This window comes from Prochlorococcus marinus CUG1416 (assembly GCF_017695965.1).
GTDB lineage: Bacteria > Cyanobacteriota > Cyanobacteriia > PCC-6307 > Cyanobiaceae > Prochlorococcus_A.
In genome coordinates this window covers 547,307-572,875 of the sequence record NZ_JAAORM010000005.1, presented here as the reverse complement: position 1 = coordinate 572,875, position 25,569 = coordinate 547,307, and the positions used below count along the sequence as shown (strand labels likewise).

Sequence of the window (25,569 nt, the reverse complement as noted above, 5' to 3'; positions counted from 1 at the left end):
AAAAATAAAGAATATTAATTTGATTGAGTTAACTTTTCTTGAGAGGCTTTTATTAAACCTTGAAATAAAGGATGAGGTTTGCCAGGCCTTGATAAAAACTCAGGATGATATTGACATGCTAGGAAGTAAGGATGATTTTCTAACTCAATTAACTCAACTAATCTGCCATCTGGTGATGTACCACTAATTTTGTATCCGGAATTTAAAAAACTTTGTTTGTAGTAATTATTAAATTCATATCTATGGCGATGTCTCTCATAAATAACATCTTCATCATATAAGTTTTTTCCAGTTGTATTGTTTGTCAATCTACATGGATAAACTCCAAGTCTCATTGTTCCACCTAAATCAACTACATCTTCCTGTTCTGGTAATAAATGTATCACTGGATTGGGAGTATCTGGGTCTAGTTCTGAACTGGATGCATCTGGAAGATTAGCTACATTCCTAGCCCATTCTATAACTGCACATTGCATACCAAGGCACAGGCCTAAAAATGGAATTTTCTTTTCCCTTGCGAATTTTATAGCTGAAATTTTGCCATTAACTCCTCTATTTCCAAATCCTCCAGGTACGACAATTGCATCAACTTCATTTAAGTAAGTTTCTGCTGAATCTTTTTCTATCATTTCAGCGCTTACCCAATGTAAATCTAATAAAGCCTTGCTTTCAATGCATGCATGTCGTAAAGCTTCAACTACAGATAAATATGCATCTCCAAGTTCAATATATTTGCCTACAAGAGCAACTTTTATTGGATCTCCAGGATTTCTTAGATTGTGAATTAGTGCTTCCCAATTTTTTAAATCACATTCTTTGTCTTCTAGTTCAAGATACTTCAGAGTTTCTTTGCACAAACCCTCTTTTTTTAAAGCAAGAGGCACAGAATAGATACTATCTGCGTCTAATGCTTCTATTACTGAATTAATATTGACTCCACAAAATCCACTAAGTTTCTTTTTAAGACCTTCATTGATTGATTTATCACTTCGGCATACAAGTAAATCTGGCTGAATTCCAATTGATCTTAATTCTTTTACTGAATGTTGTGTTGGCTTAGTTTTTATTTCGCCAGAGGTTTTGATGTAGGGAAGTAATGTTACGTGTATGTATGCAACATCATTCCTTTTTACATCATTTCTGAATTCTCTTATTGCCTCTAAAAAAGGTAAAGATTCAATATCACCAACTGTTCCACCAATTTCAGTAATAATAATATCTGCATTGCTGTTAGCGGCTACTCTATGAATCCTTTCTCTAATTTCTCCCGTTATGTGAGGTATTACTTGAACAGTTCCACCGTTATAACTACCTCTTCTTTCTTTGTTAATAACTGCTTGATAAATAGATCCAGTAGTGACACTATTTAATCTATTCATTGCAGTATCAGTGAATCTCTCATAGTGTCCCAAATCTAGATCGGTTTCGGCTCCGTCTTCCGTTACAAAAACTTCTCCATGCTGGAAAGGACTCATTGTGCCTGGATCAACATTTAGATATGGATCTAGTTTTAATATTGAAACGCTATATCCTCTAGACTTTAATAATCTCCCTAAGCTTGCAGCGACAATTCCTTTGCCAATGCTAGAAACCACACCTCCGGTTACAAAAACAAATTTTGACATTAAATATTTTTAATTAAGCACATCCTCCTTATATTTTATTTAAACAAAAAACTTTTAGAACATCCATATATATTCTTATTCATCAATTGTTATTTCAATATTTAATTCTTTTAATTGTGATTCGGAGACATTTGAAGGTGCATTTGTGAGAAGACATTTTGCTTGTTGGTTTTTTGGAAAAGCAATAGTTTCTCTTATTGAATCTGCACCTATGATCAGCATAGTAATACGATCTAATCCAAATGCTATTCCACCATGAGGAGGAGCACCCATTTCTAAGGCTTCTATTAAAAATCCAAATTTTTCATCAATCTCTTGCTCAGTAAGTCCTACTGTTTTCAGAACCTCTCGTTGCAATTTAGCTTCATGAATGCGTAAAGAGCCCCCTCCTAATTCCAAGCCATTAAGAACCAAGTCATAAGCATTGGCTATAGAATTTTCGATTTCTTTTTGCAAGTTTTTAGAATCTTTAGATTTTATGTTTTTAGGAGAACAAAAAGGATGATGTAAGGCTTCATATCTATTGTCTTCTTCATTTCTCTCAAACATTGGAAAATCAGTTACCCATAAGAAATTCCATTTATTTGTATCTATGAGATTTAAGTCTTTTGCTATATATTGTCTCACTCTATCTAATGACTGATTGACAATTTGTTTGTCTCCAGCCCCCAAGAGGATTAAGTCTCCATCCTGTGCTTCGGTGATTCTTAAAATATCAGCTATATGCTCTTCACTTAAATTATTTTTAATTGCCCCAATAGTTTCAAGCTCATCTCCTTTAACCCTTATAAAGGCCAAGCCACCAGCTCCTGCATCTTGAGCTACTTGGAAGATATCACCTCCTGGTTTAATTCTTACGTTGCTAATACTTGAATTACCTCCCTTGACTGTTATGGATTTTATATAACCTCCAGACTGAATTGCCTTGGTGAAAATATTAAAACCAATATCACCTAATACTTCTCCTAAATCTTTTAATAACATTTGATATCTAGTATCTGGTCTATCAGTGCCGTAATTATCCATTGCTGCTTGCCATGACATTCTTGGAAAAGCATTATCAAAATTAATATTTAACACTTCTTTCCATATTTTTTTTATGAGATTTTCATTAAAAGAAATTATTTCTTCTTCACTAATAAAGCTCATCTCAATATCTAATTGAGTAAACTCAGGCTGTCTATCTGCCCTTAAGTCTTCATCGCGGAAACATTTTGCGATTTGATAATACTTGTTCAAGCCTCCAACCATTAAAAGTTGTTTGAATAGTTGTGGGGATTGAGGTAGAGCAAAAAATTCTCCATCCGAAAGACGTGCAGGAACAAGAAAATCGCGAGCGCCTTCTGGAGTTGATTTTGTAAGTAATGGAGTCTCTACTTCTGTAAATCCAAAATTATCAAGAAATTTTCTAGCAACTTTAATAATCTTATGTCTTGTTTTTAAATTTTCTAGTAATTTCCCCCTTCTTAAATCTAGATATCTATACCTTAATCTGAGTTCCTCTTTTGTATTTTCATAATCATGTATAGACACTGGAAAAGGTAAGTTTCTTTTAATTTGGTTGAGAATTTGCAAATCTTTAACCTTAAGCTCTAATTCTCCAGTACTTAAATTTTTATTTATTGAATCTTTGGGCCTTTCATTAATAATTCCGCTAACCATTATTACCGTCTCATTTCTTAGAGTTTCTGCCTGTTTAAATAGACTTGCTCCATCATCGGGGTTAATTGTTATTTGTAAGAATCCACTATGGTCTCTTAAATCAATAAAAATTACACCACCATGATCTCTTCTTCTATCTACCCATCCGCATAGATTAACTAATTTACCAATATCTGTTTTATTGAGTTCTTCGCAAATTTTGTTTCTCATCTAAGTATGGTTTATTTATCAATAACTTATAATAATTCTTTAAGGGTAAATTTAGTTAATAATTCTTTTTATAAAACGCTCTTTTTGTTATAACTCCTTTGAATTTTTTGCCTCTTATTAATATTTGAACTTCATTATTTATTAAGGCATGCGAAGTATTGATGTATGCAAAAGCTATAGCTTGTTGTTTTGTTGGAGACCAACTGCCGCTAGTGATAGTTCCAATATTTTCTTCACCTTTAAGTACTATGCAACCTTTTCTTCCTATTGCTTTACCTTCTATAGAGAGACCAACTAACTTTTTTTGAATACCTAATCTTGACTGCTCTTCAAGAAATCTTCTTCCAAAGAATTCGTGATTATTTTCTAAATGTACTAGCCAGCCTAACCCTGCTTCATATGGAGAAGTTTCTTCATTGATGTCTTGACCATAAAGATGCATGCCTGCTTCAAGTCTCAGAGTATCTCTAGCTCCTAAACCACAAGGCGAAACATCTTTGTAAATTAAGAAATCCCATAAATTAATTGCTGCTTTTTTAGATAAAAGTATTTCTAAGCCATTTTCCCCTGTATATCCTGTTTTCGAAACGAAGATTTTTTCTGTAGGTGAAATATGTTCATAAATTTTATATTCGCATCCAAAGTTAGGGATATGTGAGATCGAAGATTCAATCCATTCTTCAAATAAATCGAATGAGTTTTTCCCCTGTAGTGCTAAAAGTACTTTGTCTTTTTTAAAGTTTCTTATCGAAATTTCATGTTTATTTAGATTATTTTGTATCCACTGAAAATCTTCTTCATATCTACTTGCATTAACTATTAACAATAATTCTGATATGTCATTTTCTTGTATACCAAGGTCATAAATTATTAAGTCATCTATTATCCCCCCTTTATCATTGAGCATAACTGTATAAAGCCCCTGACCTTCAGAAAAGGAGTATAAATTAGTAGGAAAAAATTTCTGAATATAATCCTTTGGATTGATTCCCTTAATAGAGATTACACCCATGTGAGAAATATCAAACAATCCTGCTGAAGACCTAACTGATTCATGCTCTTTGATTAATCCTGAAAATGATATGGGCATTTCCCAACCTGCAAAATCTACTAATTTTGCATTGGATTGAACATATTTTGAATACAGAGGACTTTTAAGCAAATCCATGAAACATTTAGTTTGTATTTAGTATTTTTACACTTTAGTTTAGAAATTTTTTATTGCATATTTTCTAATGACAAAATTAAGCTTCTAAGTACTTTGGCTGCAACTATGCTACTAACTCCGCTTTTATCAATTTCTGGAGATAATTCCACAATATCTGAAGCCACAATTCTAAAGTCTTGTAAAGTTTTCAGGATTTCTTCAAAATCATTCCAAAAAAATCCTCCCGGTTCTGGAGTCCCCGTCCCTGCTAATAAACTGGGATCAAACCAATCTAAATCTATAGTTAAATAAATTGGAGAATTAGAATATGGTAGTAGAGCTTGCTTTAACTCTTGTGCATTTCCGCCTGGAAAAAAGTTAACTAATTGATTGTTATTATCCATTATTTGAAATTCTTCTTTCGTTCCACTTCTTATTCCTACTTGCAAAATTTTCTTTTCAGGTAGCACATCTAAGCATCTTTGCATGGCACAAGCATGACTATGTTTATTTCCTATATATGATTCTCTTAAATCTGCATGAGCATCAAGTTGAACTAATATCAAATCTGGATATTTTTTTACTAATGCTTCAATAGCACCTCTGGTAATAGAGTGTTCGCCTCCAAGCATAATAGGACTAAGTTGTTTATTAATTAAAAAATTTGTTGCTGATTTGACCGATTCAATAACGGATAGTGAGTCATTTTTATCAATTATTATTGACCCAAAATCAACATACATAATATCCTCTAAGTCTTTATCTAGTTTTGGACAATATGTTTCTAAACAAGAACTGACTTGTCTTATCGCCTCTGGACCAAATCTAGCTCCTGGTTTAAACGAACATGTTCCATCATAATTGACTCCAAATATACCAATTGAGCAATTATCAGGCCTTCTTTTTGCTCCCATAAAAATCGCATTTTCGTTATCAAATAAATTGTTTATCATTCTATGAATTGAGTTCTTTTACAATTTTATTTGGCATCATTTTGAATGCTGCATTTTGAAAATTTAAATTCCAAATTTCACAACCTTTCTCTATTCTCAGTGCTTCATTACAATTTTGCTTTGATAAATTTATAACGTCTTCGGAAGCGAATGTCCAACTCCAAATACCGCTTGGATATATAGGTACAAAAGAATACATAGTTTCAGAGACTCTAAATATTTTTTTCAGGCTTTTCAAAATACTTATGTGAATATTTTTGAAGGATTCAGGGGATTCACTTTGCGTTGCTAAGATACCTTTTTTTGTAAGAAGTCTTTTGCAATCACTATAAAACGAATCTGAAAATAATAAATTTGAAAATTCTGAGGGATCTGAACAATCTATAAATATAACGTCGTAAAATTTATCTCTTGTATTTTTTACCCATTTAACACCATCATCAATATGTATCTTTAATCTCTTGTCATTCCATGCTTCGCCTCCAATTTCTTTTAAAAATTGTTTAGATATTTTGATTACCTCCTCATCAATCTCTACCAGATCAATATTTGATATTTGAGAGTATTTTAGGCATTCTCTTGCTGTACCACCGTCGCCTCCACCAATAATTAGTACATTAGATTTTTCGTCCATGCTACTTAATGCTGGATGCACAAGACATTCATGATAATATTTCTCGTCTTTTAATGATGTCATCCAACAACCGTCTAGCATTAAAGCTTTACCATAATATTCATTTTCAACAACAATAATTTCTTGATACTTTGAGGTTTTTTTAATTAAAATTTCTCCATTTAGGCCGAATCTTGAGCCTTTATGATATTCATCAATCCATTGATTTATAGAGGACATTTTTCTTGTTAAGAATTTTTTCTCATAAGTTGCTGCTTGGCTATTTGCCAAAGTCGTTGAAAATCTTTAGGAGTTTGTTTTTTAATATTATCTCCTGCATGATGTTCAATGATTGAAAATCTGTCTAAAAATTTTTTATTAGTTTTTTGAAGAGCTGATTCAGGATTTATTTCTAAAAAGTTTGAGAGATTCAGAAGAGTAAAATAAATATCCCCAAATTCATTATTTATGTCTGAATCATTATTACTTTTAATTGCTTCCTTTAATTCATTAATCTCTTCTTCTAACTTTTCAAAAATCTGATCGGTACTCTCCCATTTAAAACCATATTCTTTGACAACTTTAGTGATTTTATTTGTTCCAACCGTTGGCGGTAAATTTTTGATTTTCAAATTTAAATTTTTACTAATTGAAGATTCCATATGAGGTGCTTCTTTTTCTGAATTTTTAATATTTTCCCAAATCTGTTGCGATTTTTCTATGGATACTTTTTCTTTTTTTTTGAAAATATATGGATGTCTATTAATAATTTTCTTGTTTAGATTTTTTATAACATCATTTAGTTCAAATTCTTTCTTTTCGTAACCGATTTCAGCATGAAGCATTATTTGTAATAAAAGATCTCCTAACTCTTCACATATGTTATCAGCCGTTTTTTCATATATCGCGTCTATAAATTCACTACTTTCTTCATGTAAAAATGGGATCAACGATTTATGAGACTGTACTTTCTGCCAAGGGCATCCCCAATTTTTATCTTTTAATGATTTGACATTCGATATTAAAATTTTAAAATTCTCTATAGTCTCTAAATAGGAATTTTTTTGCAAGTTATATCTATCGTTTGATGACATAGGATATATTTTATTAATTTAATTTTGCCTCAATCATGAAATATTTAAATACTTAGTATAAATATTTCAACTTCATCTATTAGAATAGATTATTATAAGGGCGATTAGCTCAGCGGTAGAGCGCCTGCCTTACAAGCAGGATGTCCCTGGTTCGAACCCTGGATCGCCCATTTATTATTTTTCTAATGACTGAGGTCGTCAATCTTTCAATCAGTCAAAGCGCTGCTTCAGAACTAACTAGGCAAGCTTCTTTTGGAGGTTCTCCTGGCGAAATGTCAATTGATTTGGTTGAGGATAAAAATTGTTCCGAAGGGTGGATGCATATTAAATTAAGGCCAGGCACATGTAATGGAACCCCTATCTCAAGAACAGAAGGAGTCACTTTATATGCGGATGTAAAAAAGTTTAATTTACTTAAAGATTTAAAATTAGATTATTACGGTGATTTAGGCGGTGGTGGATTTCTTATTTCAACACCAAAAAATGCCAAACGTTGCTCCTGCGGTTCTGGCTTCAAACTTTTGTAGAATTAATATGCCTTTTTTTGCAAACTAAGATTATTTTCATTAATTGGCTGCTATCAAGATAAAATAAAAAAAAAGTTTCTTGAAATAAAATTTGCATATGACAGAGATGAATGATCAATTATCTTTAGAGAATTATTCACCTTTTGAAGTAGAAAAAAAGTGGCAAGAAAAATGGGAAAGTTTAAAGGCCTTTAGTCCTAACCCTGAGGATGATGGCGAGCCTTTTTGTATTGTTATTCCGCCACCAAATGTAACTGGATATTTGCATATGGGACATGCATTTAATACAGCTTTGATAGATGTTGTAGTTCGTTTTCAAAGGCTTTTAGGGAAGAATGTTTTGTGTTTACCAGGAACTGATCATGCTTCAATAGCTGTTCAAACTATTCTCGAAAAACAATTAAAAAGTGAAGGCAAAACAAGTGAGGATATTGGAAGAGATGAATTTCTTAAAAGAGCATGGAACTGGAAAGAACAAAGTGGTGGCAGAATAGTTTCTCAATTAAAGAGGATAGGGTATTCAGTTGACTGGACTAGAGAAAGATTTACTCTCGATCAAAAATTAAATGAGGCAGTTATTGAGGCTTTTAATATTCTTTATAAAAAGAATTTAATTTATAGAGGTGAATATTTAGTTAATTGGTGTCCTGAGTCTCAATCTGCCGTCAGTGATCTTGAAGTTGAAATGCAAGAAGTAAATGGTCATTTATGGCATTTTAAATACCCTTTACTTTCTAAAAATGGTGAACAGTTAGATAAATATTTAGAGGTTGCAACCACAAGACCAGAAACTCTTTTGGGTGATACTGCTGTTGCAGTTAATCCTGATGATGATAGATATAAAGAATTTATTGGTGGCAAAGTAACAGTCCCTTTAGTTAATAGAGAAATACCTATTATCGCTGATTCACATGTTGATAAAGATTTTGGTACTGGATGTGTCAAAGTTACTCCAGCTCACGACCCAAATGATTTTGCAATAGGAAAAAGGCATAATTTAAAACAGATCAATGTAATGAATAAAGATGGAACTTTAAATATTAATGCAGGTGAATTTCAAAATTTAGATAGATATCAGGCTAGAAAGAAAATTATAAAAGAATTGGATAACTTAGGCCTTTTGACAAAGATCGAGGATTATAAACATACCGTTCCTTTTTCTGATAGAGGTAAGGTGCCAATTGAACCTTTATTGTCAACACAATGGTTTTTGAAAATGGATGATATATCTCAAGGATGTCTCAATGAAATTGATTCTAAAAAACCATCCTTTATTCCCTCACGCTGGGAGAAAGTTTATAAGGATTGGTTAGAGAATATTAATGATTGGTGTATCAGTAGGCAATTATGGTGGGGGCACCAAATACCAGCATGGTATGTTTTAGATGGCTCTCAAGACTCAATAGAACAAAATACCCCATATGTAGTTGCAAGAAATGAAGAGGATGCCTTAATCAAAGCTAAAAAACAATTTGGATTAAATATTAAATTGGTTCGTGATAAAGATGTTTTGGATACTTGGTTCTCAAGTGGTTTATGGCCTTTCTCAACCCTTGGCTGGCCAAATACAAGTGATCCGGATTTTAAAAAATGGTATCCAAATAGTGTTCTTGTTACTGGTTTCGATATTATTTTCTTCTGGGTGGCGAGAATGACAATGATGGGAAATACTTTCACGAATAATATTCCTTTTAAGGATGTTTATATTCATGGTTTAGTTCGAGATGAAAATAATAAAAAAATGAGTAAAAGTTCAGGTAATGGTATTGATCCAATACTATTAATTGATAAATACGGTTCTGATGCTTTGCGATTTGCTTTAATTCGAGAAGTTGCAGGCGCCGGACAAGATATCCGGCTTGATTTTGATCGAAAAAAAGATACATCTTCAACTGTTGAAGCTTCAAGAAATTTTGCGAATAAATTATGGAATGCAACTAAATTTGTATTACTTAATAAAACTTCTAAAAATAATTATTCGCTTAATGAAAGTGATGAAACTTCTTTAGAGTTATGTGATAAGTGGATTTTATCTAAATTGAATCAGGTTAATACAAAGGTCGCTGGTTTATTGAAAGAATATAAATTAGGGGAATCTGCGAAACTACTATATGAATTTACATGGAATGATTTTTGTGACTGGTATGTAGAATTTGCTAAACAAAGGTTTAATAATAAACAGAATAAAAATAGACAAATATCTGAAAAGGTTTTAATAAAAGTGCTTAATGATATTTTGGTGATGATTCATCCTTTTATGCCGCACATTACTGAAGAACTTTGGCATGTACTGCAACTCAAACCAGATAAAGAATTATTATCTCTCCAAAAATGGCCAACCCAAGAAAATAAATTTGTTGATAATAAGCTTGATAATTCCTTTCAGCAACTCTTTGAAATTATTAGATTGATTAGAAATTTAAGAGCTGAATTAGGCCTCAAGCCATCAGAAAAAGTTCCTGTTTACTTAATTTCAGATAATGATGAATTGATTGATTTTTTAAAAATTTTGGTTGATGATATTCAAACCCTAACTAAATCTTCTGAAGTATTTATTTTTAAAACTAATGCTGTTGATAAAAAAGAGTTTGCTAAATCTTTTTCTGGGATAATTAGTGATTTAGAGGTTTACTTACCTTTTCATGATTTTGTAAATATAGATGCATTAAAGGAAAGGTTAACCAAGGATTTTAAAAAGGTGACTATTGAAGTAGATAATTTAAATAAGAGATTATCTAATAAAAATTTCGTTGATAAGGCTCCAAAAGATATTGTTGATGAATGTAGATTTAAATTAAACGAGGGTTCTGTACAAATGGCGAGCATTACAAAAAAACTCGAACTTTTGAATTGAGAATGCATATATTCCTAGAAAATATTTATAATTTGTCTTTTTTTTTTAATACTGGAATTGGCGTTTTTTCTTTTGTTTGCATTTATATTTTAATTGTTTTATTTATACTTCCAGCTTCTTGGTTATCTCTATTATCAGGTTTTTTATATGGCTCATTTTTAGGTTCAATTATCGTTTTCATTTCGGCTTCCATAGGTGCATCAGTTGCATTTTTCGTATCAAAAAGTTTTTTTGCAAAAAAGCTAAAAAACCTTTTGAGCCGTTATCCAAAATTAAGTGTTATGGAGAAAGTAGTAGAAAAAGGTGGACTTAAATTAATTGTTTTAGCGAGATTATCGCCGATATTTCCTTTCAGTATTCTTAATTATTTTTATGGTTTGAATAATGTTAAATTTAGAGATTTTGCTATTGGCCTTCTTGGAATAATTCCAGGAACTTTTCTTTATTGCTCAATAGGTAGTTTGGCAAAAAGTCTCCAGGAGTTAAAAAATGTGCAATCACCAAATAATTTATATATTACTACCATTGGATTTGTTTCAACGTTTTTAGTGGTATATTTCTTAGCTAAATATTCTAGAGAATATTTTGAAAACTCCTAAGAATTTAATTTTTAATATTCAAATCTCTAATAGATGCAATCAAGACAAACCACAAAAGCCTAAATTTACCTAGCCAACTTTTGTTGGCTTCTAATTCGATATATTTTGCTTGTCCACAGGGTGTTTTTATGTAGTTGAAAACTATTTTCTTTGTCATAAGTCTCACAAAATTCCTAATAATTATTCTTATATTTTATAGGTAAGATTTTAAGTTTTTTTAATTAAAAACCACATTTTGCATTGACTACTTTCTTGAATATTTTTTTAAAATTTAAACTTTTTCTCCAGCCTTAAATCCTCTAAAGCATTTGAATCTAGGAAACCTAAGACTAAAAGCCACCGCATCCTTGGATTTGGTTTTAGCATCAGCTCTGATTTCTACAAGTTGCCCAATGAGATGATTACGTTTTGACCAATATTCTTCACGTTGGATATCACTAAAACCACTACCGCAACTGAGACTGTATTCATACCCATCATCTTCCCCCTCAACCAGTATTGCTCCCAGTCTACCTTTATTACGACCTGTGCCTTCCTCAACCGATACAACTTTTAAAGTGACTTCAATGAAAGGTTTTGCTTTTAACCAACTGTGTGTTCTTTTACATTCATACATAGCATCAGGATCTTTAATCATTACTCCTTCATATCCACCCTCCACAGCAGATTTATTCAGCTCTATAAATCTTTTCTGCCCCTGAATGGTGTCAAGATCTACATTTTCCCATTCAAGTGTTTGTATATGTTTTAGAAGCGCAGAATGTTTTGCTACCCATTCTTTTACTAATAAACTTCTGGTTGTTTGACTAGTATTCCATCTCCCTTTTTGGAAGTTTTCAAGGGGACATAAGTCAAATAGGTGGAGAACTGCATCTTTGGTTTGTTTGCCATCTTTTCTATGTACCTGTTTCATTAAATCCTGAAAGTTAGCGCTCATTACTTCACCATCTAGGACTAAGTCATAAGGTGCAGGATCTTCTTTTAATACGTTTTCTATTTCTGAGATAATATGACCAAAATTATGGAATTGTTTCCCATTACGAGAAAACATTTCTACTTTATTTTGTCTAATAATAGTTAAGACGCGAACACCATCTAATTTGATTTCAATTTGCTTTTTTCCTATCATTTTTTTTTCATGATTTGCACTGTCATGAGCTAATGGACAAGAAAAAATAGGAATCGCATATTTAGGAAATTTCTTTGCTATCTTGTTGATTGTTTTTTCAGACACACCACATCTAAGATCTTTAATTAAAACTCGTCTATAAAATCCATTCCACTCTTCTTTTGTTGAAGATTTCATAGCAGTAAGAATTGCATCACGAGCAGCGTTACCAGTAAGTTTTCTTTGAATAAGCTTATTGGCTAATTCTTTAAAATCTGTCCATAAAAAATTTTGACTTTTTTCATTCTCTTTCTCAGGAATAATTTTTACACCAAAAGTTACCAATGGATCAAGTGCCATACGGATGCCTTCAAAAAAATCATCGAGGCCTTTATCCATTGATTCGCAGATGATTTTTTCTTTATCTAATCTGCTTGGGTGTAATTCTAATTGACGTATTATCTCTTCTTTTAACAATTCTTTTTGCCTCACAAGAAATTATTAATTAACTTTAGCTATTCTGTCTATTTTCCAATCATTGTCAGTTTTTGCGAAAGTAAAATCTAATGGGAGCTCATCTTTTTTATCTTCTGATTTTAAGTTTAACGTTATTATGATTTGGTCTTCTTGAACTCTAGGTCTTCCTGATTTTAAATTTCTGTATTTATTGAGGTTTAAACTAGCTAAGAATTTTAGAAAGTCTTGGCGCTTAACATGAGTTTTATAAGTTTTTGTAGTCAAACCATAAGCTGCATCAATTCTGCCAGCAGCTATTTGATCAAAAAACTTTCTTACTAATGGATTAATTCCTCTTGCGCTTATAACTAATTTGATTGCATTAAAAGTCCAAAAAGAAACTAGTACTGCTCCGCCAACTAATAATGCTTTAATTCCGATATCTTTAACTAGTGTTGCATCCATGTTGATTGTGGTTTTTTATTACTTTAAGAAAATAAATCGTTTTTGATGACTTTTTTTGTCAAAATAATACTAATTTTAATCCATAATGCCTGTAATTCCTCTTTTACCTTTATTTCATAGATTTAATAGCCAATATTTTGAAAATTCTTTAGCGGTTAATAATCAGCCTTTAGTAAAAGTTAGATGGAGTGACAATAGATTAAAAACTACTGCTGGTTTTTATAAAAGAAAACGAATAAATGGTCTTGTAGATTCTGAAATTATCTTATCGAAACCTATTTTAAGTAAATTATCTATTAGTGAAATAAACAGTACTTTATGTCATGAAATGATTCATGCATGGGTAGATAGGATATTACAAAAAAATGAGATCCATGGTCCTAATTTCTTAGAAAAGATGAATGAAATAAATGCGAAAGAGATGAATTTTCAAATTTCTGTAAGGCACTCATTTCCTATTGAAAGGAGAGAATTAAAATATATAGGAAAATGTCAAAATTGTGGCGAGAAATTCTTTTATAGGAAAAGAATCAAGAATATTGCCTGTAAAAAATGTTGTGTAAATTTCTTTAATGGATCATGGAATAAAAACTGTTTAATTTTGTTTGATTAACAATATTTAGATGTGTTTTTGTTTCTATATTGGGAATTATTTATTTTTTTAATGTAATTTATATTTGAAAAAGCATAATAATTTATGGATTCAAGGAGAATTAGAAATCTTAGAAATAGTTTTGATAGAAATATTGTTGATAAACAAGTTGATAAAATTTTTGAAACTGGAAGACAATTCGTTGATGGAGTATCTGGGGCTAGGCCAGGTAAAAGAAGGAACTCAGATTTTCAAGGAATAACAAGTAAAAGTGTGAAAAAAGTAGGAAGATGGGTATCTGAAAAAGTGGATTTATTTTTTGATGAAGATAATGACGATTGGTATGATGATGACAATTTATACGATGATAAAAGCGATATTAAGACATTTGCTAGAGAATTAAATTCTTATGAATCTGCTAAACCATATTCAAAAAGACCTTTAGAAGCAATATCTTTAAGGCAACCAAAGAATTTACAGACAACTGAGCAAAAAAAATTACCTTATAGGAAAGAAAGTAAAGACGAAGATTGGCCAGATGAAATGGATTTCAAAGTTGAAAGATGGCAAAGAGCTTCAGAAAAAGAGAATAATGTATCAAGAGACCAATTAAACCAACAAGGTCAATCAAAATTAAGAAATCTTCCTAGATCAAGAAGAAGAAGAGTATAGATTTGTAAATTCTTTGATTCCAGAGGAACCTAGTAAACTTTCTAAATGTGGATTAAAAACTTCCCTAATAATTGTTAAGGGCTTTTTGTCACGAAAAAACCTATAATTTCTTGACCAGAATGGACCTTTAAAACAAAATTGATCTTCTAACCATTTTGAATTCACAAGTGAAATTCGATCAACTTCTCTAAACAATTCTGATCTGTCTTGCGTCAAATTTTTCCAAATTGGTTCTTCTTTGGCTTTTAAATTTTCACTCACTTGTTCTGCATTCCACCAACTTTCAGCCCATGCTAAGTTTTTATTATTGTTTTTAATCCATACTTGTCTTCTAATTAAAGGGCCATTTAGTTGATTCAATTCTTTAGGACCCTCTTGACTGCAGAGAGGATCTAATTGCATTGAAATTAATTTAATTTTTGTTTCTTGATTAGTTAAAAGTTGTAGGTGTCTAGTTGGACTTCCATCCCCAAGCAGCATTAATTTCCATGGACCAGATATCTTTGGAAGTGAATTTTTCACTAAAAAAGTAGATGCTTTTTCTTCCCATAATATTTTTGGGGATTTAAAAAGTTTATTATTCAGTGCGATGAAAGATTGCTTTTACGATGATAACTTTTTTTCAGCAAAAATATTTGCCTTTTCTTTTTTTATCTCTTTTATCTTTAGCCAAACAAGTAATGCAGTTAAATCAGCTTTGCTAACTCCAGGAATTTTTGAAGCATCACCAAAATTTCTTGGCTTTATCTTATTCAAATTTTCTCTAGCTTCTAAAGATAATGTATCTATCTTTTCATAATTTATTTCTTGAGGCAGAGATTTAGAGCTTTGACGATTTATTTGTTCAATGTTGTTTTTTTGTCTTTTAAGATAACCCTCGTATTTAATATCTATTTCAACACCTTCCTTTATTGAAGAAGCCAGATCTTGTTCAGTTAAATCATATTTAATTAGATCTGAATAATGAAAGTTTGGTCTTTTTAAGAGTTCTTTCAAAGTTGCTGAGCCTTTGATTTTTGATCCTGTATCTAATTCTATTTTTTTCGCTATTTCATCGGTATTTTTTAAACGGGTGTTTGTTAATCTTAATTTCTCTTCTTCAAGGGACTTCATTTTTTCTTGATAAGCCGACCATCTTTTCTCATCAATTAGCCCTATTTGATAACCTAATGGGGTTAATCTTCTATCTGCATTATCTCCTCTTAGAGTTAACCTATATTCGCTCCTACTAGTAAGAACTCTGTATGGTTCTTTGAGATCTTTAGTAATTAAATCATTAATCATTGTTCCTATATAGCTGCTTTCCCTAGTAAAGATTATTGGATCTCTTTTGTTTAGTTTTCTTGTCGCATTGATTCCTGCAACTAATCCTTGTGCAGCGGCTTCTTCATAACCAGTGGTTCCATTAATTTGCCCAGCGCTAAATAAATATTCAATTTCTTTTGTTTCTAGTGAAGTTTGGAGCTGTGTTGCAGGTATATATTCATACTCGACAGCATAAGCTGGTCGCAACATTTTACATTTACTTAATCCAGGTAAGGTTCTTAAAAGTTCTAATTGAATATTTTCGGGTAATCCTGTAGAAAAGCCTTGAACATATATTTCAGGAGTATTAATTCCTTCTGGTTCTAGGAAAATTTGATGTGATTCTTTATCCGCAAATTTAACGATTTTATCTTCAATAGATGGACAATATCTTGGCCCCTTACTATCAATAAAACCACCGTAAATGGGAGTTAAATGTAAATTATCACGAATTAGTTGATGTGTTTTAGAAGTTGTTCTTGTTATGTGACAACTAACCTGGGGCATACTATTTTTGATATCTGGGTCAAACGAAAAATATTTATCACCTGCTGTACTTGGTTGAATATCTAATTCATCAAAAAAGATACTTTTTTTATCAACTCTGGCTGGGGTGCCTGTTTTTAACCGTTCTGTTTTTATTCCAATTTCGTGCAAGTTTTGAGTAAGGCCTTGTGCAGCTTGTTCACCAGATCTACCAGCCGACATTGATTTATTTCCTATCCATATTCTTCCTTCTAAAAAAGTACCAGCTGTAATGATAATTGATCTCGCTGAATAGTAACTACCAAAGAAAGTTTTTACACCCTTTATTCGTTTTTGTATGATTTTTTTTGAGTTCAATCCAATTGCCTCAGTTTTTGCAATATCAAGTTCAGTAATCATTGCTTCTTTCAAAGATAAATTATCTGTATTTTGTAGTATGTCGATCATTTTTTTTGAATATTCTCTTTTATCCGTTTGAGCTCTTAATGCCCATACCGCTGGGCCTCTACTTGCATTTAATATCCTCTTTTGGATTGCTGTTTCATCAGCTAATTTTCCAATAATTCCTCCTAATGCATCAACTTCATGCACTAATTGACTTTTCGCTGGCCCGCCAACTGCAGGGTTGCAAGGTTGCCAAGCAATCCTATCTAGATTGATTGTAAATAAGGCTGTTGAAAATCCTAATTTTGCTGTTGTTATAGCTGCTTCGCATCCTGCATGTCCTCCTCCAATAACGATTATGTCAAAAGATTCATTTAGTGATTGATGATCTTGCATTTTAGGCTTGATTTAATTAGCTAAATTCCTAAATCTCGTAAATTGAGGTTCAAATAATAATTTAACAGTTCCTACGGGTCCATTTCTATGTTTAGTGACAATGATCTCTGTTATACCTCTATCTTCAGTCTCTGGATTATAGTATTCATCTCTATAAATCATTAATACTAAATCTGCGTCTTGTTCAATAGAACCTGATTCTCTTAGATCGCTTAACATTGGTCTTTTGTTTGTTCTAGACTCTACTCCTCTACTAAGTTGAGACAAGGCAACAACTGGAACTTTTAATTCTCTAGCCATACTTTTAAGGCCTCTTGTTATCCGTGACAATTCTTGCACTCTATTGTCAGGAGTTGTTCCTTCCATTAATTGGAGGTAATCAATTACAATTAATCCAAGTTCTTTTTTTTGTTCAGCTATTAATCTTCTACATAGAGATCTCATCTCTAAAACACTTAGGTTAGGTTTGTCATCTATAAATATTGGTAGTTGACCTAATGAATTTATACCTTCTCCAAGTAGCGGCCATTCATCTTGTTGCAATCTACCTGTTCTTAGCCTGCCACTTTCGATTCCTACTTCCATAGAAAGTAATCTATATGTCAATTGTTCTTTACTCATTTCAAGGCTAAATACACACACAGGTAAATCTTGAGATTGAGCAACATTCTTCGCAAGGTTAAGCACCATTGAGGTTTTCCCCATTGAAGGTCTTCCCGCCACGATTATTAAATCACTTCTTTGAAAGCCTTGAGTCATAGCATCAAGGTCGTAAAAATTTACTGGAATTCCAGCTACTGAAGTTCCTAACGATCTCGACTCTATTTCATTGAAAGTACTTGTAAGGATTTCAGCCGCTTGAGTCAGGCCTTTTGAAGGTTTTTCTTGACTGATTTCAAATATTTTTTGCTCGGCTTTATCTAAAATTTCATTAGTATCTTGAGTCTGATCATAACCTAGTTGAACCACCTCATTTCCAGATCTGATAAGTTGCCTTCTCATGAATTTATCGTTAATTAAATTAGCAACTTGTTCTATTGACGCTGTAGAGGATACATTTTCCACGAGTTCCACTAATTTGTTGTTACCTCCAATTTTGTCTAGTGATCCATTATCTGCTAACCATGCACTCATTGAAGTTAAATCAGTTGGTTTTCCCTGGGTATGCAACATTAATGATGTTTTATAAATCTCTCGATGAGCATTTATATAAAAAGCTTCCGGTTTTATTAAATCTGCAATTCTGCTGATGGCATCTGGGTCAAGAAGTATGCCACCTAGTACCGCTTCTTCCGCTTGAATATTTTGAGGAGGTACTAACCCAGCATTTTCACTATTAAAATCTTTTTTAAAGTTTTTATTTTGGTTATTATTTGGAAAAGGTACTGAAACCATATCTTTAATTACTTAGATATATACTCTGGCTACTTTTCAAAATAATGCAACCAATTGATTAACTTGTTACTTCAATATTTATTTCTGCATTAACTTCTTGATGTAATTTTAGTTTTGCTGTAAATGAACCCAAATTATGAATATCAGGAACTGTGATGTTTCTTCTGTCAATTTCTTTTTTGGTTGCTTCTTGTATTGCTTCAGCAACATCCCCATTGGTTACAGTTCCAAATAGTACACCATCTTCACCAACCTGTTTTTTAATAGTGAATCTTCCTATTGTTTTTAATGCAGTTTGGAAATCAAGAGCTTCTTGCTTTAATTTGTCAGCAGCAATTTTTTCTTTTTCTTTTTTCCTTTCAATTTGTTTAAGAACAGCTGGTGTTACATTCATCGCCTTGCCATAAGGTAATAGAAAATTTCTTGCATATCCAGGTGCTACTTCAACTAAGTCACCTTCTTTACCGAGCGAGACGATTGATTCAGTTAATGCGACTTGTACTCTTTTAGCCATGAAAATATTTAACAATATTATTTAATAATAAGACCTAGAGGGTAACTTTACTTTTTTTGCAAGACCTAATTTTGCAAGAATCTTAATATGTTCCCAAGTTAGATCAATTTGACCTCTAAATAATCCTTGTTTTGCCGAGTTAGGAAATGCATGATGATTATTGTGCCAGCCCTCTCCAAATGTTAATGCAGCAACCCAGGCATTGTTTTTGGATGAATCACCGCTTTCAAAAGGCGCTTTCCCCCAACAATGTGTTGCAGAGTTAACAAGCCAAGTTATGTGATAAACCACCACAAGTCTTAATGGAATTCCCCAAAGAACCAAAGCCCATCCCCCGACTCCTAATTTTTGACCTATTGCGTACAAAGAGAGTCCGATAGGAATTTGTAAAATTAAAAAATATTTATTGAGAAATCTATAGTATGGATCTTTAATTAAATCTGCACTTAGTTTTGGAACAGCTTTGAGTGCTTCAACGTCTTTGAACATCCAACCCATATGACTCCACCAAAAACCTTTTTTACTATTGTGATGATCTACTTCTGTATCTGAAAAAGAGTGGTGATGTCTATGTAAACCTACCCAATCTATAGGCCCATGCTGGCAACTTATTGCTCCGCAGGTAGCAAAAAATCTTTCAAGCCATCTTGGAACTATGAAGGATCTGTGGGATAACAATCTGTGATATCCAAGAGTGACTCCTAAACAAGCAGTCACCCAGTAAAAAAATAATAATGATATTACTGCAGGGAGACTCCAAAATTTTGGTTGTATCGCTATAAGAGAAAGAATATGAATTGCCACCATGAAGACGATTGTTCCCCAAGTTTTATGCAGTCTGGGAGGATATTTTTTTGAATGTCTTGAAGGTTCCAGCAGCTTTTCTGATAGTTCTATGACTTTTTCAGCTGGAACAGGTTTTTTTAATTTTGCTGTTTCTTGGAAAATTACTGAGTTCATGATATTGAAATACTATTTTCAAAATTACCGATATGTAATATTATCATACTATACTATTGATAAGTTTAATTATCTGTGAGTCTCGGATATCGCGATAAATTATCTAGAGGTCGAAGGGCTATGGCTCATTTGATACATCTCTGGCATGAGAGAAATGGTTGGTCACATAGGGTTTTACCGTTACTTTCTGAAATTCTTGATTTAGGTAAAGTTCATAATTCACAAATTTCTAATCTTAGGAATGGAAAGTTATCTTCGCCTGGGCCTGAAGTTTTTCTTGCTTTAGCTCAAGTCAATACGATTCTTGATCAAGGTATAGAAAAAATCAGGGATCGTTTAGAAAGTGATTACCCAGAGCTATGGAAATCTTTGCAAGAGTCTGCATTACCCTTGAAAAATGATTCTGGTAATCCATTGTCTGCTGGGGAGTTATTTGAGATATTTTCAGGATTACAATCTCTCCCTTCATCTTTTGACTGGTATATAGAAGATGAAGAGGCTTCTGCTTTAAGTGATGCCCTTTCAGTGCATTTTTGCCAGAATAAGGCTTGGAGATCATGTAAAATTCAGGTTATGAGTTCCTATGCTGTAAATAAATCTACCCGTAGAGAACGTTTTGCTGAGGTAATAGCAGGAATTAGAGACTATACGGCAGAAGAATTAGATGGAGAACTAATTGATTTATATGAGGCTTCAAAAAAACTCTCTTATTTTCAGGGGAGAGGACCTAATGCTTTCCTCGCAGAATTAAGAAATTTAGCTTCTGAAAAATAACATGAGTCTTCATAATTAATGACACGAAACAATAACTTAAAACTGGCTGAAAAAGCTGTTCTTTCTGTAGAAGAGAGTTTAAGTCAAGTTTTTCAAGAAAGATCCAATCAGGTTTTCCAGAAATTAGAAAATATTTTGACAATTTTTAAGGAAGAAAAAGTTTCTACTAGTCATTTCAATCAATCTTCTGGTAGTGGTCATGGTGATATATCTAGAGAAAAAATTGATGCGGTTTTTGCAAGATTGTTTCTTGCTGAAAAGGCAGCTGTGAGGATGCAATTTGTAAGTGGAACGCATGCAATAAGTTCTGTCTTGTTTGGAATTCTTAGGCCTGGAGATGTGATGTTATCTCTTACAGGACAACCATATGACACGTTAGAAGAAGTGATAGGAATAAGGGGAGGAGGTATAGGCTCACTTAAAGATTTTGAGATTGACTATAAGCAAATAAATATCTGTGAGAATTTTGATTCTTTTGAAGAAAAAATTGTTCATTCTTTTCAAGAAAATCCATGCAAATTAGTATTTATACAAAAAAGTTGTGGATATAGTTGGAGAAAATCTCTTACGAATCATGAGATAGAGAAAATTTGTAGTCTGATTCACTCTCTTGATCCTAACTGCATATGTTTTGTTGATAACTGTTATGGGGAGCTTGTTGAAGATAGTGAACCAATTTCTAAAGGGGCAAATATAATTGCTGGATCATTGATTAAAAATTTGGGAGGGACAATCGTTCCTACTGGTGGGTATGTTGCAGGAGATGCAGAGTTGGTTGAGATGGCGTGTTCTAGATTAACCTCACCAGGTATTGGTTCATCTGCAGGAATAAATTTTGGACTAGGAAGATTAATTTTGCAGGGTTTGTTTTTAGCACCACAAATTGTTCACGAATCACTAAAAGGTGCTGATATGGTTGCAGCAGTTTTTAAAAATTTGGGATTTAAGGTTTTGCCAGAGCCAGCAACTTATAGATCTGATCTCATTCAGTCAGTAAGATTGAATAATCCTGATTTGTTACAAAAAGTTTGTCAATCTTTTCAAAATTCTTCACCAGTAGATTCTTTTCTTAATGTTGTTCCATCATCAATGGATGGTTATGATTCACAATTATTAATGGCAGGAGGTACATTTATTGAAGGTAGTACAAGTGAATTTTCCGCCGATGCTCCTCTAAGAGATCCTTACAATATTTTTGTTCAAGGTGGTTCTCACATAGCTCACATCAAAATTGCACTAATTCAATTATTATCTGAGCTATTAGAGGAAAATTTAATTTCAAAGGATTCTCTAGTCTCTTTATCAACTTAATCATGTCTTACCAGTTTCCAGACAACCTTCACTATGCTGATACCCATGAATATGTGTTAGAAGAAAACGGATTGTTAAAAATTGGAGTTAGTGATTTTGCTATAGATCAATTAGGAGATATTGTTTTTGTTGAGTTAGCTGATCAAGGGAAGACTTTAGAGAAAGGTGAGACTTTTGGAACAATAGAATCTGTTAAGGCCGTTGAGGAAGTCTACCTGCCTTTTTCAGGGGAAATAGTATCTGTAAATGAAAGTGTAATTGATAACCCTGAGCTTTTGCAGAATGATCCCATTGGAGAAGGTTGGTTAGTCATTTTGAAACCAGAATCAGAAGTATCAATTGCTGATTTGATGACTTCTGAGGAATATCAATCAAAGGTTGTACCAAAATAAGGCAAACTTTTTAAAAAGAGCTATTTTAAAGAAAAATATTTTAATATGACATCCAAATTTGGGTCCGATTTGTTTATAGATAGGCATCTGGGGTTAGGAGATAATGATGAGAGAAGCATGCTAAATAAGCTTGGTTTTAATAATATTGATCAATTTATAAACCAAGTTATTCCTGAAGATATTCAGCTTAAAGATAAATCTTCAGAAATATTGCCCCAAGGTTGTTCAGAAATTGAGGCTTTAAATGAATTAGAAGAGATTGCCAAGCAAAATACCAAAATGAGATCACTAATAGGCCTTGGTTATTATGACAATCACATGCCTAAAGTAATCCAAAGACATGTTCTTGAAAATCCTAGGTGGTACACGTCTTATACCCCATATCAAGCAGAAATTGCACAAGGAAGATTAGAAGCTCTATTTAATTTTCAGACTATTGTTTGTGAACTAACAGGATTCCCTGTCGCAAATGCATCTTTATTAGATGAGGGCACTGCTGCTGCGGAGGCTATGGCCATGAGTTTTGCGGCAAGAAAAAATAAATCTTCAAAAGTGTACTTAGTTGAATCAAATGTTTTTGATCATACTTTTAATGTTCTACAAACCAGAGCAAAACCTTTGGGAATATTCTTAAAACGCTTTACTCAAAGCAACTTTCCTAATGATGATGATGTTTTTGGAATTTTGTTGCAATTACCAGGTAAAAATGGTCAATTATTTGATCCCACATTCTTAATATCCAAAGCACATAGATCAGAAATTATTGTAACTGCATCTATTGATCCACTGGCACAAGTTTTAATTAAACCAATTTCTGAATTTGGTGTTGATGTAGCAGTGGGTAGTATGCAAAGATTTGGAGTTCCAATGGGTTTTGGTGGCCCCCATGCAGCATATTTTGCTTGTAGCGAAAAATATAAAAGGCTGATACCTGGAAGAATTGTTGGACAAACTCTCTCTAAAAATGGAGAAAAGTCACTAAGACTAGCATTGCAAACAAGAGAGCAACATATTAGAAGGGAAAAGGCCACGAGTAATATTTGTACTGCTCAATCTTTGTTAGCCATAATTTCTTCTTTTTATGCTATTTATCATGGATCCTCTGGATTAATGCAAATTGCTAAGAGATTAGTGGAGTTGAGACTAAATTTAGAATCATGTTTAGCTGATCTAGGTTTTCATATTCCTGATGGGATTAGATTTGATAGTGTTGATGTTTATTCTGAGCACTCCCAGAGGATCCATAATGAAGCTTTAAAAAATGGTTATAACTTAAGAATTTTGCCGTTGGGATCAACTATTGAAAATTCAACTGGCTTTGGGATCTCTTTAGATGAGCTCAGTAATGAAAAAGAAATCAAAGATATTTTGACTTTCATAGCAAACCTTATAGAAAAAAAAGAAGATTTAGAGTATATAAAATTTGATAAAAGATTTCATCTTGAAGGTTTAGCTTTGAGATCCAGTAAATGGATGCAGCAAGATATATTCACAAAAAATCAAAGTGAAACTGAATTAATGAGATATATATTCCGACTTGCTGAAAAAGATTTTTCTCTGGTAGATGGAATGATGCCATTAGGAAGCTGTACCATGAAGTTAAATTCTGCAGCAGAGTTAAATCCAGTCTCTTGGGCTAATTTATCTTCTATTCATCCTTTTTCTCCACCAGATCAAACGAAGGGCTATACAAAAATAATATCTGATCTAGAAAACTGGATAAGTGATATTGTTGGTCTAAAATCAGTTTCTTTTCAACCAAATGCAGGCTCTCAGGGAGAGTTTGCAGGATTATTGGCAATAAATTCTTATTTTGAATCAAAAGGTGAACTTTCAAGAAAAAAATGTTTAATTCCTAAAAGTGCTCATGGCACAAATCCTGCTAGTGCAGTTATGGCAGGATTTGATGTTTTAACGGTTGAATGTGATGACGAAGGAAATATTGATTTTCAAGATTTGTCGATCAAGGTCAAGAAATTTGATAACCAAATAGGAGCCCTTATGTTGACCTACCCCTCTACTCATGGAGTTTTTGAATTGCAAATCAGAAAGATATGTGACTTAATTCACTCTGTTGGTGGATTTGTCTATTTAGATGGAGCAAATTTGAACGCTCAGGTTGGATTATGCAAACCAGGTAACTATGGTGTTGATGTTTGTCATTTGAATTTACATAAAACATTCTGCATTCCACATGGAGGTGGGGGTCCAGGAGTAGGACCAGTTGCTGCATCAGAAACTTTAAGCCCATTTCTTCCTACTCATTCTTTAATGGATAATAATTTATCTAATAGTTCCAATTATGTATCTTCTGCCAAGCATGGGAGTGCCAGTATTCTCCCAATAAGTTGGATGTACATAAAAATGGCTGGTCTTAGTGGTTTAAGGAAAGCAACTGCGCATGCAATTCTATCTGCAAATTATATTGCACATTCTTTAAAGCATAAATTCAAGATTCTTTATAAAGGAAAAAATAATTTTGTCGCACATGAATGTATTTTAGATTTTAGAGATTTAAAATCTAAAACTGGTTTGAGTGTAAATGATTTAGCTAAACGATTAATAGATTATAGTTTTCATGCCCCAACTATAAGTTGGCCTGTTCCAGAGACTATTATGATAGAGCCTACTGAAAGTGAAAGTTTGGCTGAATTGGATAGATTTTGTGAGGCTATGCTTTTGATTGGAGAAGAAATCAGCGAAATAGAAAATAATATTGAATTAAATAATAATAATGTAATAAGCAATGCTCCCCATACGCTGAAAGAGTTAATTGGGGATAATTGGAATTATCCTTATTCAAAAGAAAAAGCTTCTTTCCCTTATAAAACTCCAACAACTATTAAGTTTTGGTCTTCAGTTTCTAGAATTAATAATGCATATGGTGATCGCAATTTAATTTGTTCTTGCACTGTAAATCAAGGAGAGACTTTAGAAGAAAAAAAATGTGCTTAAAGGACTAGCATCCTTGTAATTACTTAGTTATTATCAGTGTGGAAAAAAATTTAATATTTTCTTATAGAAATTTTTTAAATTTTTTTATTAATATATACAAGCATCAAATTTTTTTGGGGT

At 32.5% G+C, this 25,569-nt stretch carries 23 protein-coding genes and 1 tRNA gene; 10 read left to right on the top strand and 14 right to left on the bottom strand.

From position 1 onward, the window contains the following. Window positions 1–14 precede the first annotated feature (14 nt). The 6 genes from HA146_RS09375 to mazG form a co-directional block, all read right to left on the bottom strand. On the bottom strand, window positions 15–1,625 hold the full coding sequence (locus tag HA146_RS09375; protein WP_209109258.1) for a CTP synthase: 1,611 nt from the start codon (window positions 1,623–1,625) through the stop codon (window positions 15–17). Between the two features lie 75 nt (window positions 1,626–1,700). After that, complete coding sequence (aspS, locus tag HA146_RS09370; RefSeq protein ID WP_209109257.1) at window positions 1,701–3,497, bottom strand: aspartate--tRNA ligase; 1,797 nt, start codon at window positions 3,495–3,497, stop codon at window positions 1,701–1,703. A 55-nt stretch (window positions 3,498–3,552) separates the two neighbouring features. After that, a complete protein-coding gene (gene gcvT, locus HA146_RS09365; RefSeq protein WP_209109256.1) occupies window positions 3,553–4,665 on the bottom strand; it encodes a glycine cleavage system aminomethyltransferase GcvT in 1,113 nt (370 codons plus the stop codon). 50 nt (window positions 4,666–4,715) lie between these two features. Next, window positions 4,716–5,597, bottom strand: a complete 882-nt coding sequence (gene speB / locus HA146_RS09360) for an agmatinase (RefSeq protein WP_209109255.1) — start codon at window positions 5,595–5,597, stop codon at window positions 4,716–4,718. 1 nt (window position 5,598) lies between these two features. Then, window positions 5,599–6,450: a polyamine aminopropyltransferase gene (speE, locus tag HA146_RS09355; protein ID WP_209109310.1), complete on the bottom strand. Its 852-nt coding sequence runs from the start codon at window positions 6,448–6,450 to the stop codon at window positions 5,599–5,601. Window positions 6,451–6,458: 8 nt separating this feature from the next. Then, window positions 6,459–7,304, bottom strand: a complete 846-nt coding sequence (gene mazG, locus HA146_RS09350; protein WP_209109254.1) for a nucleoside triphosphate pyrophosphohydrolase — start codon at window positions 7,302–7,304, stop codon at window positions 6,459–6,461. Between the two features lie 98 nt (window positions 7,305–7,402). On the opposite strand from mazG, the gene HA146_RS09345 reads away from it, so the two are divergent. From HA146_RS09345 to HA146_RS09330, 4 genes are all read left to right on the top strand, one after another. Next, window positions 7,403–7,474 (top strand) — tRNA-Val (locus HA146_RS09345). Beyond that, window positions 7,445–7,831 (top strand): AIR synthase, encoded by a 387-nt coding sequence (locus HA146_RS09340; protein WP_209109253.1) that lies wholly within the window; start codon window positions 7,445–7,447, stop codon window positions 7,829–7,831. The genes HA146_RS09345 and HA146_RS09340 overlap by 30 nt, the downstream gene beginning before the upstream one ends. A 97-nt stretch (window positions 7,832–7,928) precedes the next feature. Continuing rightward, a complete protein-coding gene (locus HA146_RS09335) occupies window positions 7,929–10,685 on the top strand; it encodes a valine--tRNA ligase (RefSeq protein ID WP_209109252.1) in 2,757 nt (918 codons plus the stop codon). A 2-nt stretch (window positions 10,686–10,687) separates the two neighbouring features. Continuing rightward, window positions 10,688–11,284 (top strand): TVP38/TMEM64 family protein, encoded by a 597-nt coding sequence (locus HA146_RS09330; protein WP_209109251.1) that lies wholly within the window; start codon window positions 10,688–10,690, stop codon window positions 11,282–11,284. Between the two features lie 4 nt (window positions 11,285–11,288). On the opposite strand, the gene HA146_RS09325 is transcribed toward HA146_RS09330, so the two are convergent. The 3 genes from HA146_RS09325 to HA146_RS09315 all read right to left on the bottom strand — a co-directional run bounded on the left by HA146_RS09325 (window position 11,289) and on the right by HA146_RS09315 (window position 13,313). Continuing rightward, window positions 11,289–11,441 carry a hypothetical protein gene (locus HA146_RS09325; protein WP_209109250.1) on the bottom strand — a complete coding sequence of 51 codons (153 nt, stop codon included), beginning with the start codon at window positions 11,439–11,441 and terminating at the stop codon, window positions 11,289–11,291. Between the two features lie 114 nt (window positions 11,442–11,555). Then, entirely contained in the window at window positions 11,556–12,869 is a 1,314-nt protein-coding gene (locus tag HA146_RS09320) for an RNA ligase family protein (protein ID WP_209109309.1), read from the bottom strand. Between the two features lie 24 nt (window positions 12,870–12,893). Further along, window positions 12,894–13,313 (bottom strand): hypothetical protein, encoded by a 420-nt coding sequence (locus HA146_RS09315; RefSeq protein ID WP_209109249.1) that lies wholly within the window; start codon window positions 13,311–13,313, stop codon window positions 12,894–12,896. Between the two features lie 85 nt (window positions 13,314–13,398). On the opposite strand from HA146_RS09315, the gene HA146_RS09310 reads away from it, so the two are divergent. Together HA146_RS09310 and HA146_RS09305 are read left to right on the top strand one after the other, a co-directional pair. Continuing rightward, on the top strand, window positions 13,399–13,926 hold the full coding sequence (locus HA146_RS09310; protein ID WP_209109248.1) for a SprT family zinc-dependent metalloprotease: 528 nt from the start codon (window positions 13,399–13,401) through the stop codon (window positions 13,924–13,926). Between the two features lie 84 nt (window positions 13,927–14,010). Further along, a complete protein-coding gene (locus HA146_RS09305; RefSeq protein ID WP_209109247.1) occupies window positions 14,011–14,577 on the top strand; it encodes an RNA helicase in 567 nt (188 codons plus the stop codon). On the opposite strand, the gene HA146_RS09300 is transcribed toward HA146_RS09305, so the two are convergent. Genes HA146_RS09300 through HA146_RS09280 form a run of 5 tightly spaced genes read right to left on the bottom strand, consistent with a single transcriptional unit; the run spans window position 14,557 to window position 20,017 of the window. Then, window positions 14,557–15,132 (bottom strand): chorismate lyase, encoded by a 576-nt coding sequence (locus HA146_RS09300; RefSeq protein ID WP_209109308.1) that lies wholly within the window; start codon window positions 15,130–15,132, stop codon window positions 14,557–14,559. The genes HA146_RS09305 and HA146_RS09300 overlap by 21 nt on opposite strands. A 48-nt stretch (window positions 15,133–15,180) precedes the next feature. Continuing rightward, complete coding sequence (mnmG, locus tag HA146_RS09295; RefSeq protein WP_209109246.1) at window positions 15,181–17,148, bottom strand: tRNA uridine-5-carboxymethylaminomethyl(34) synthesis enzyme MnmG; 1,968 nt, start codon at window positions 17,146–17,148, stop codon at window positions 15,181–15,183. A 12-nt stretch (window positions 17,149–17,160) separates the two neighbouring features. Then, complete coding sequence (dnaB, locus tag HA146_RS09290) at window positions 17,161–18,543, bottom strand: replicative DNA helicase (RefSeq protein ID WP_209109245.1); 1,383 nt, start codon at window positions 18,541–18,543, stop codon at window positions 17,161–17,163. Window positions 18,544–18,601: 58 nt separating this feature from the next. Then, window positions 18,602–19,057, bottom strand: coding sequence for a 50S ribosomal protein L9 (gene rplI, locus HA146_RS09285; protein WP_209109244.1), 456 nt, complete (start codon window positions 19,055–19,057; stop codon window positions 18,602–18,604). Between the two features lie 21 nt (window positions 19,058–19,078). Beyond that, on the bottom strand, window positions 19,079–20,017 hold the full coding sequence (locus HA146_RS09280; RefSeq protein WP_209109243.1) for an acyl-CoA desaturase: 939 nt from the start codon (window positions 20,015–20,017) through the stop codon (window positions 19,079–19,081). Window positions 20,018–20,092: 75 nt separating this feature from the next. Here HA146_RS09280 and HA146_RS09275 point away from each other — a divergent pair, with 75 nt between their 5' ends. Genes HA146_RS09275 through gcvP form a run of 4 tightly spaced genes read left to right on the top strand, consistent with a single transcriptional unit; the run spans window position 20,093 to window position 25,449 of the window. Next, a complete protein-coding gene (locus HA146_RS09275; protein ID WP_209109242.1) occupies window positions 20,093–20,791 on the top strand; it encodes a hypothetical protein in 699 nt (232 codons plus the stop codon). 18 nt (window positions 20,792–20,809) lie between these two features. Beyond that, a complete protein-coding gene (locus HA146_RS09270; RefSeq protein ID WP_209109241.1) occupies window positions 20,810–22,102 on the top strand; it encodes an aminotransferase class I/II-fold pyridoxal phosphate-dependent enzyme in 1,293 nt (430 codons plus the stop codon). Between the two features lie 2 nt (window positions 22,103–22,104). Then, the gene (gcvH, locus tag HA146_RS09265; RefSeq protein WP_209109240.1) at window positions 22,105–22,494 is read left to right on the top strand and encodes a glycine cleavage system protein GcvH; all 390 of its coding nucleotides are present in this window, start codon (window positions 22,105–22,107) and stop codon (window positions 22,492–22,494) included. 45 nt (window positions 22,495–22,539) lie between these two features. Next, window positions 22,540–25,449, top strand: coding sequence for an aminomethyl-transferring glycine dehydrogenase (gene gcvP / locus HA146_RS09260; protein ID WP_209109239.1), 2,910 nt, complete (start codon window positions 22,540–22,542; stop codon window positions 25,447–25,449). Window positions 25,450–25,569 lie beyond the last annotated feature (120 nt).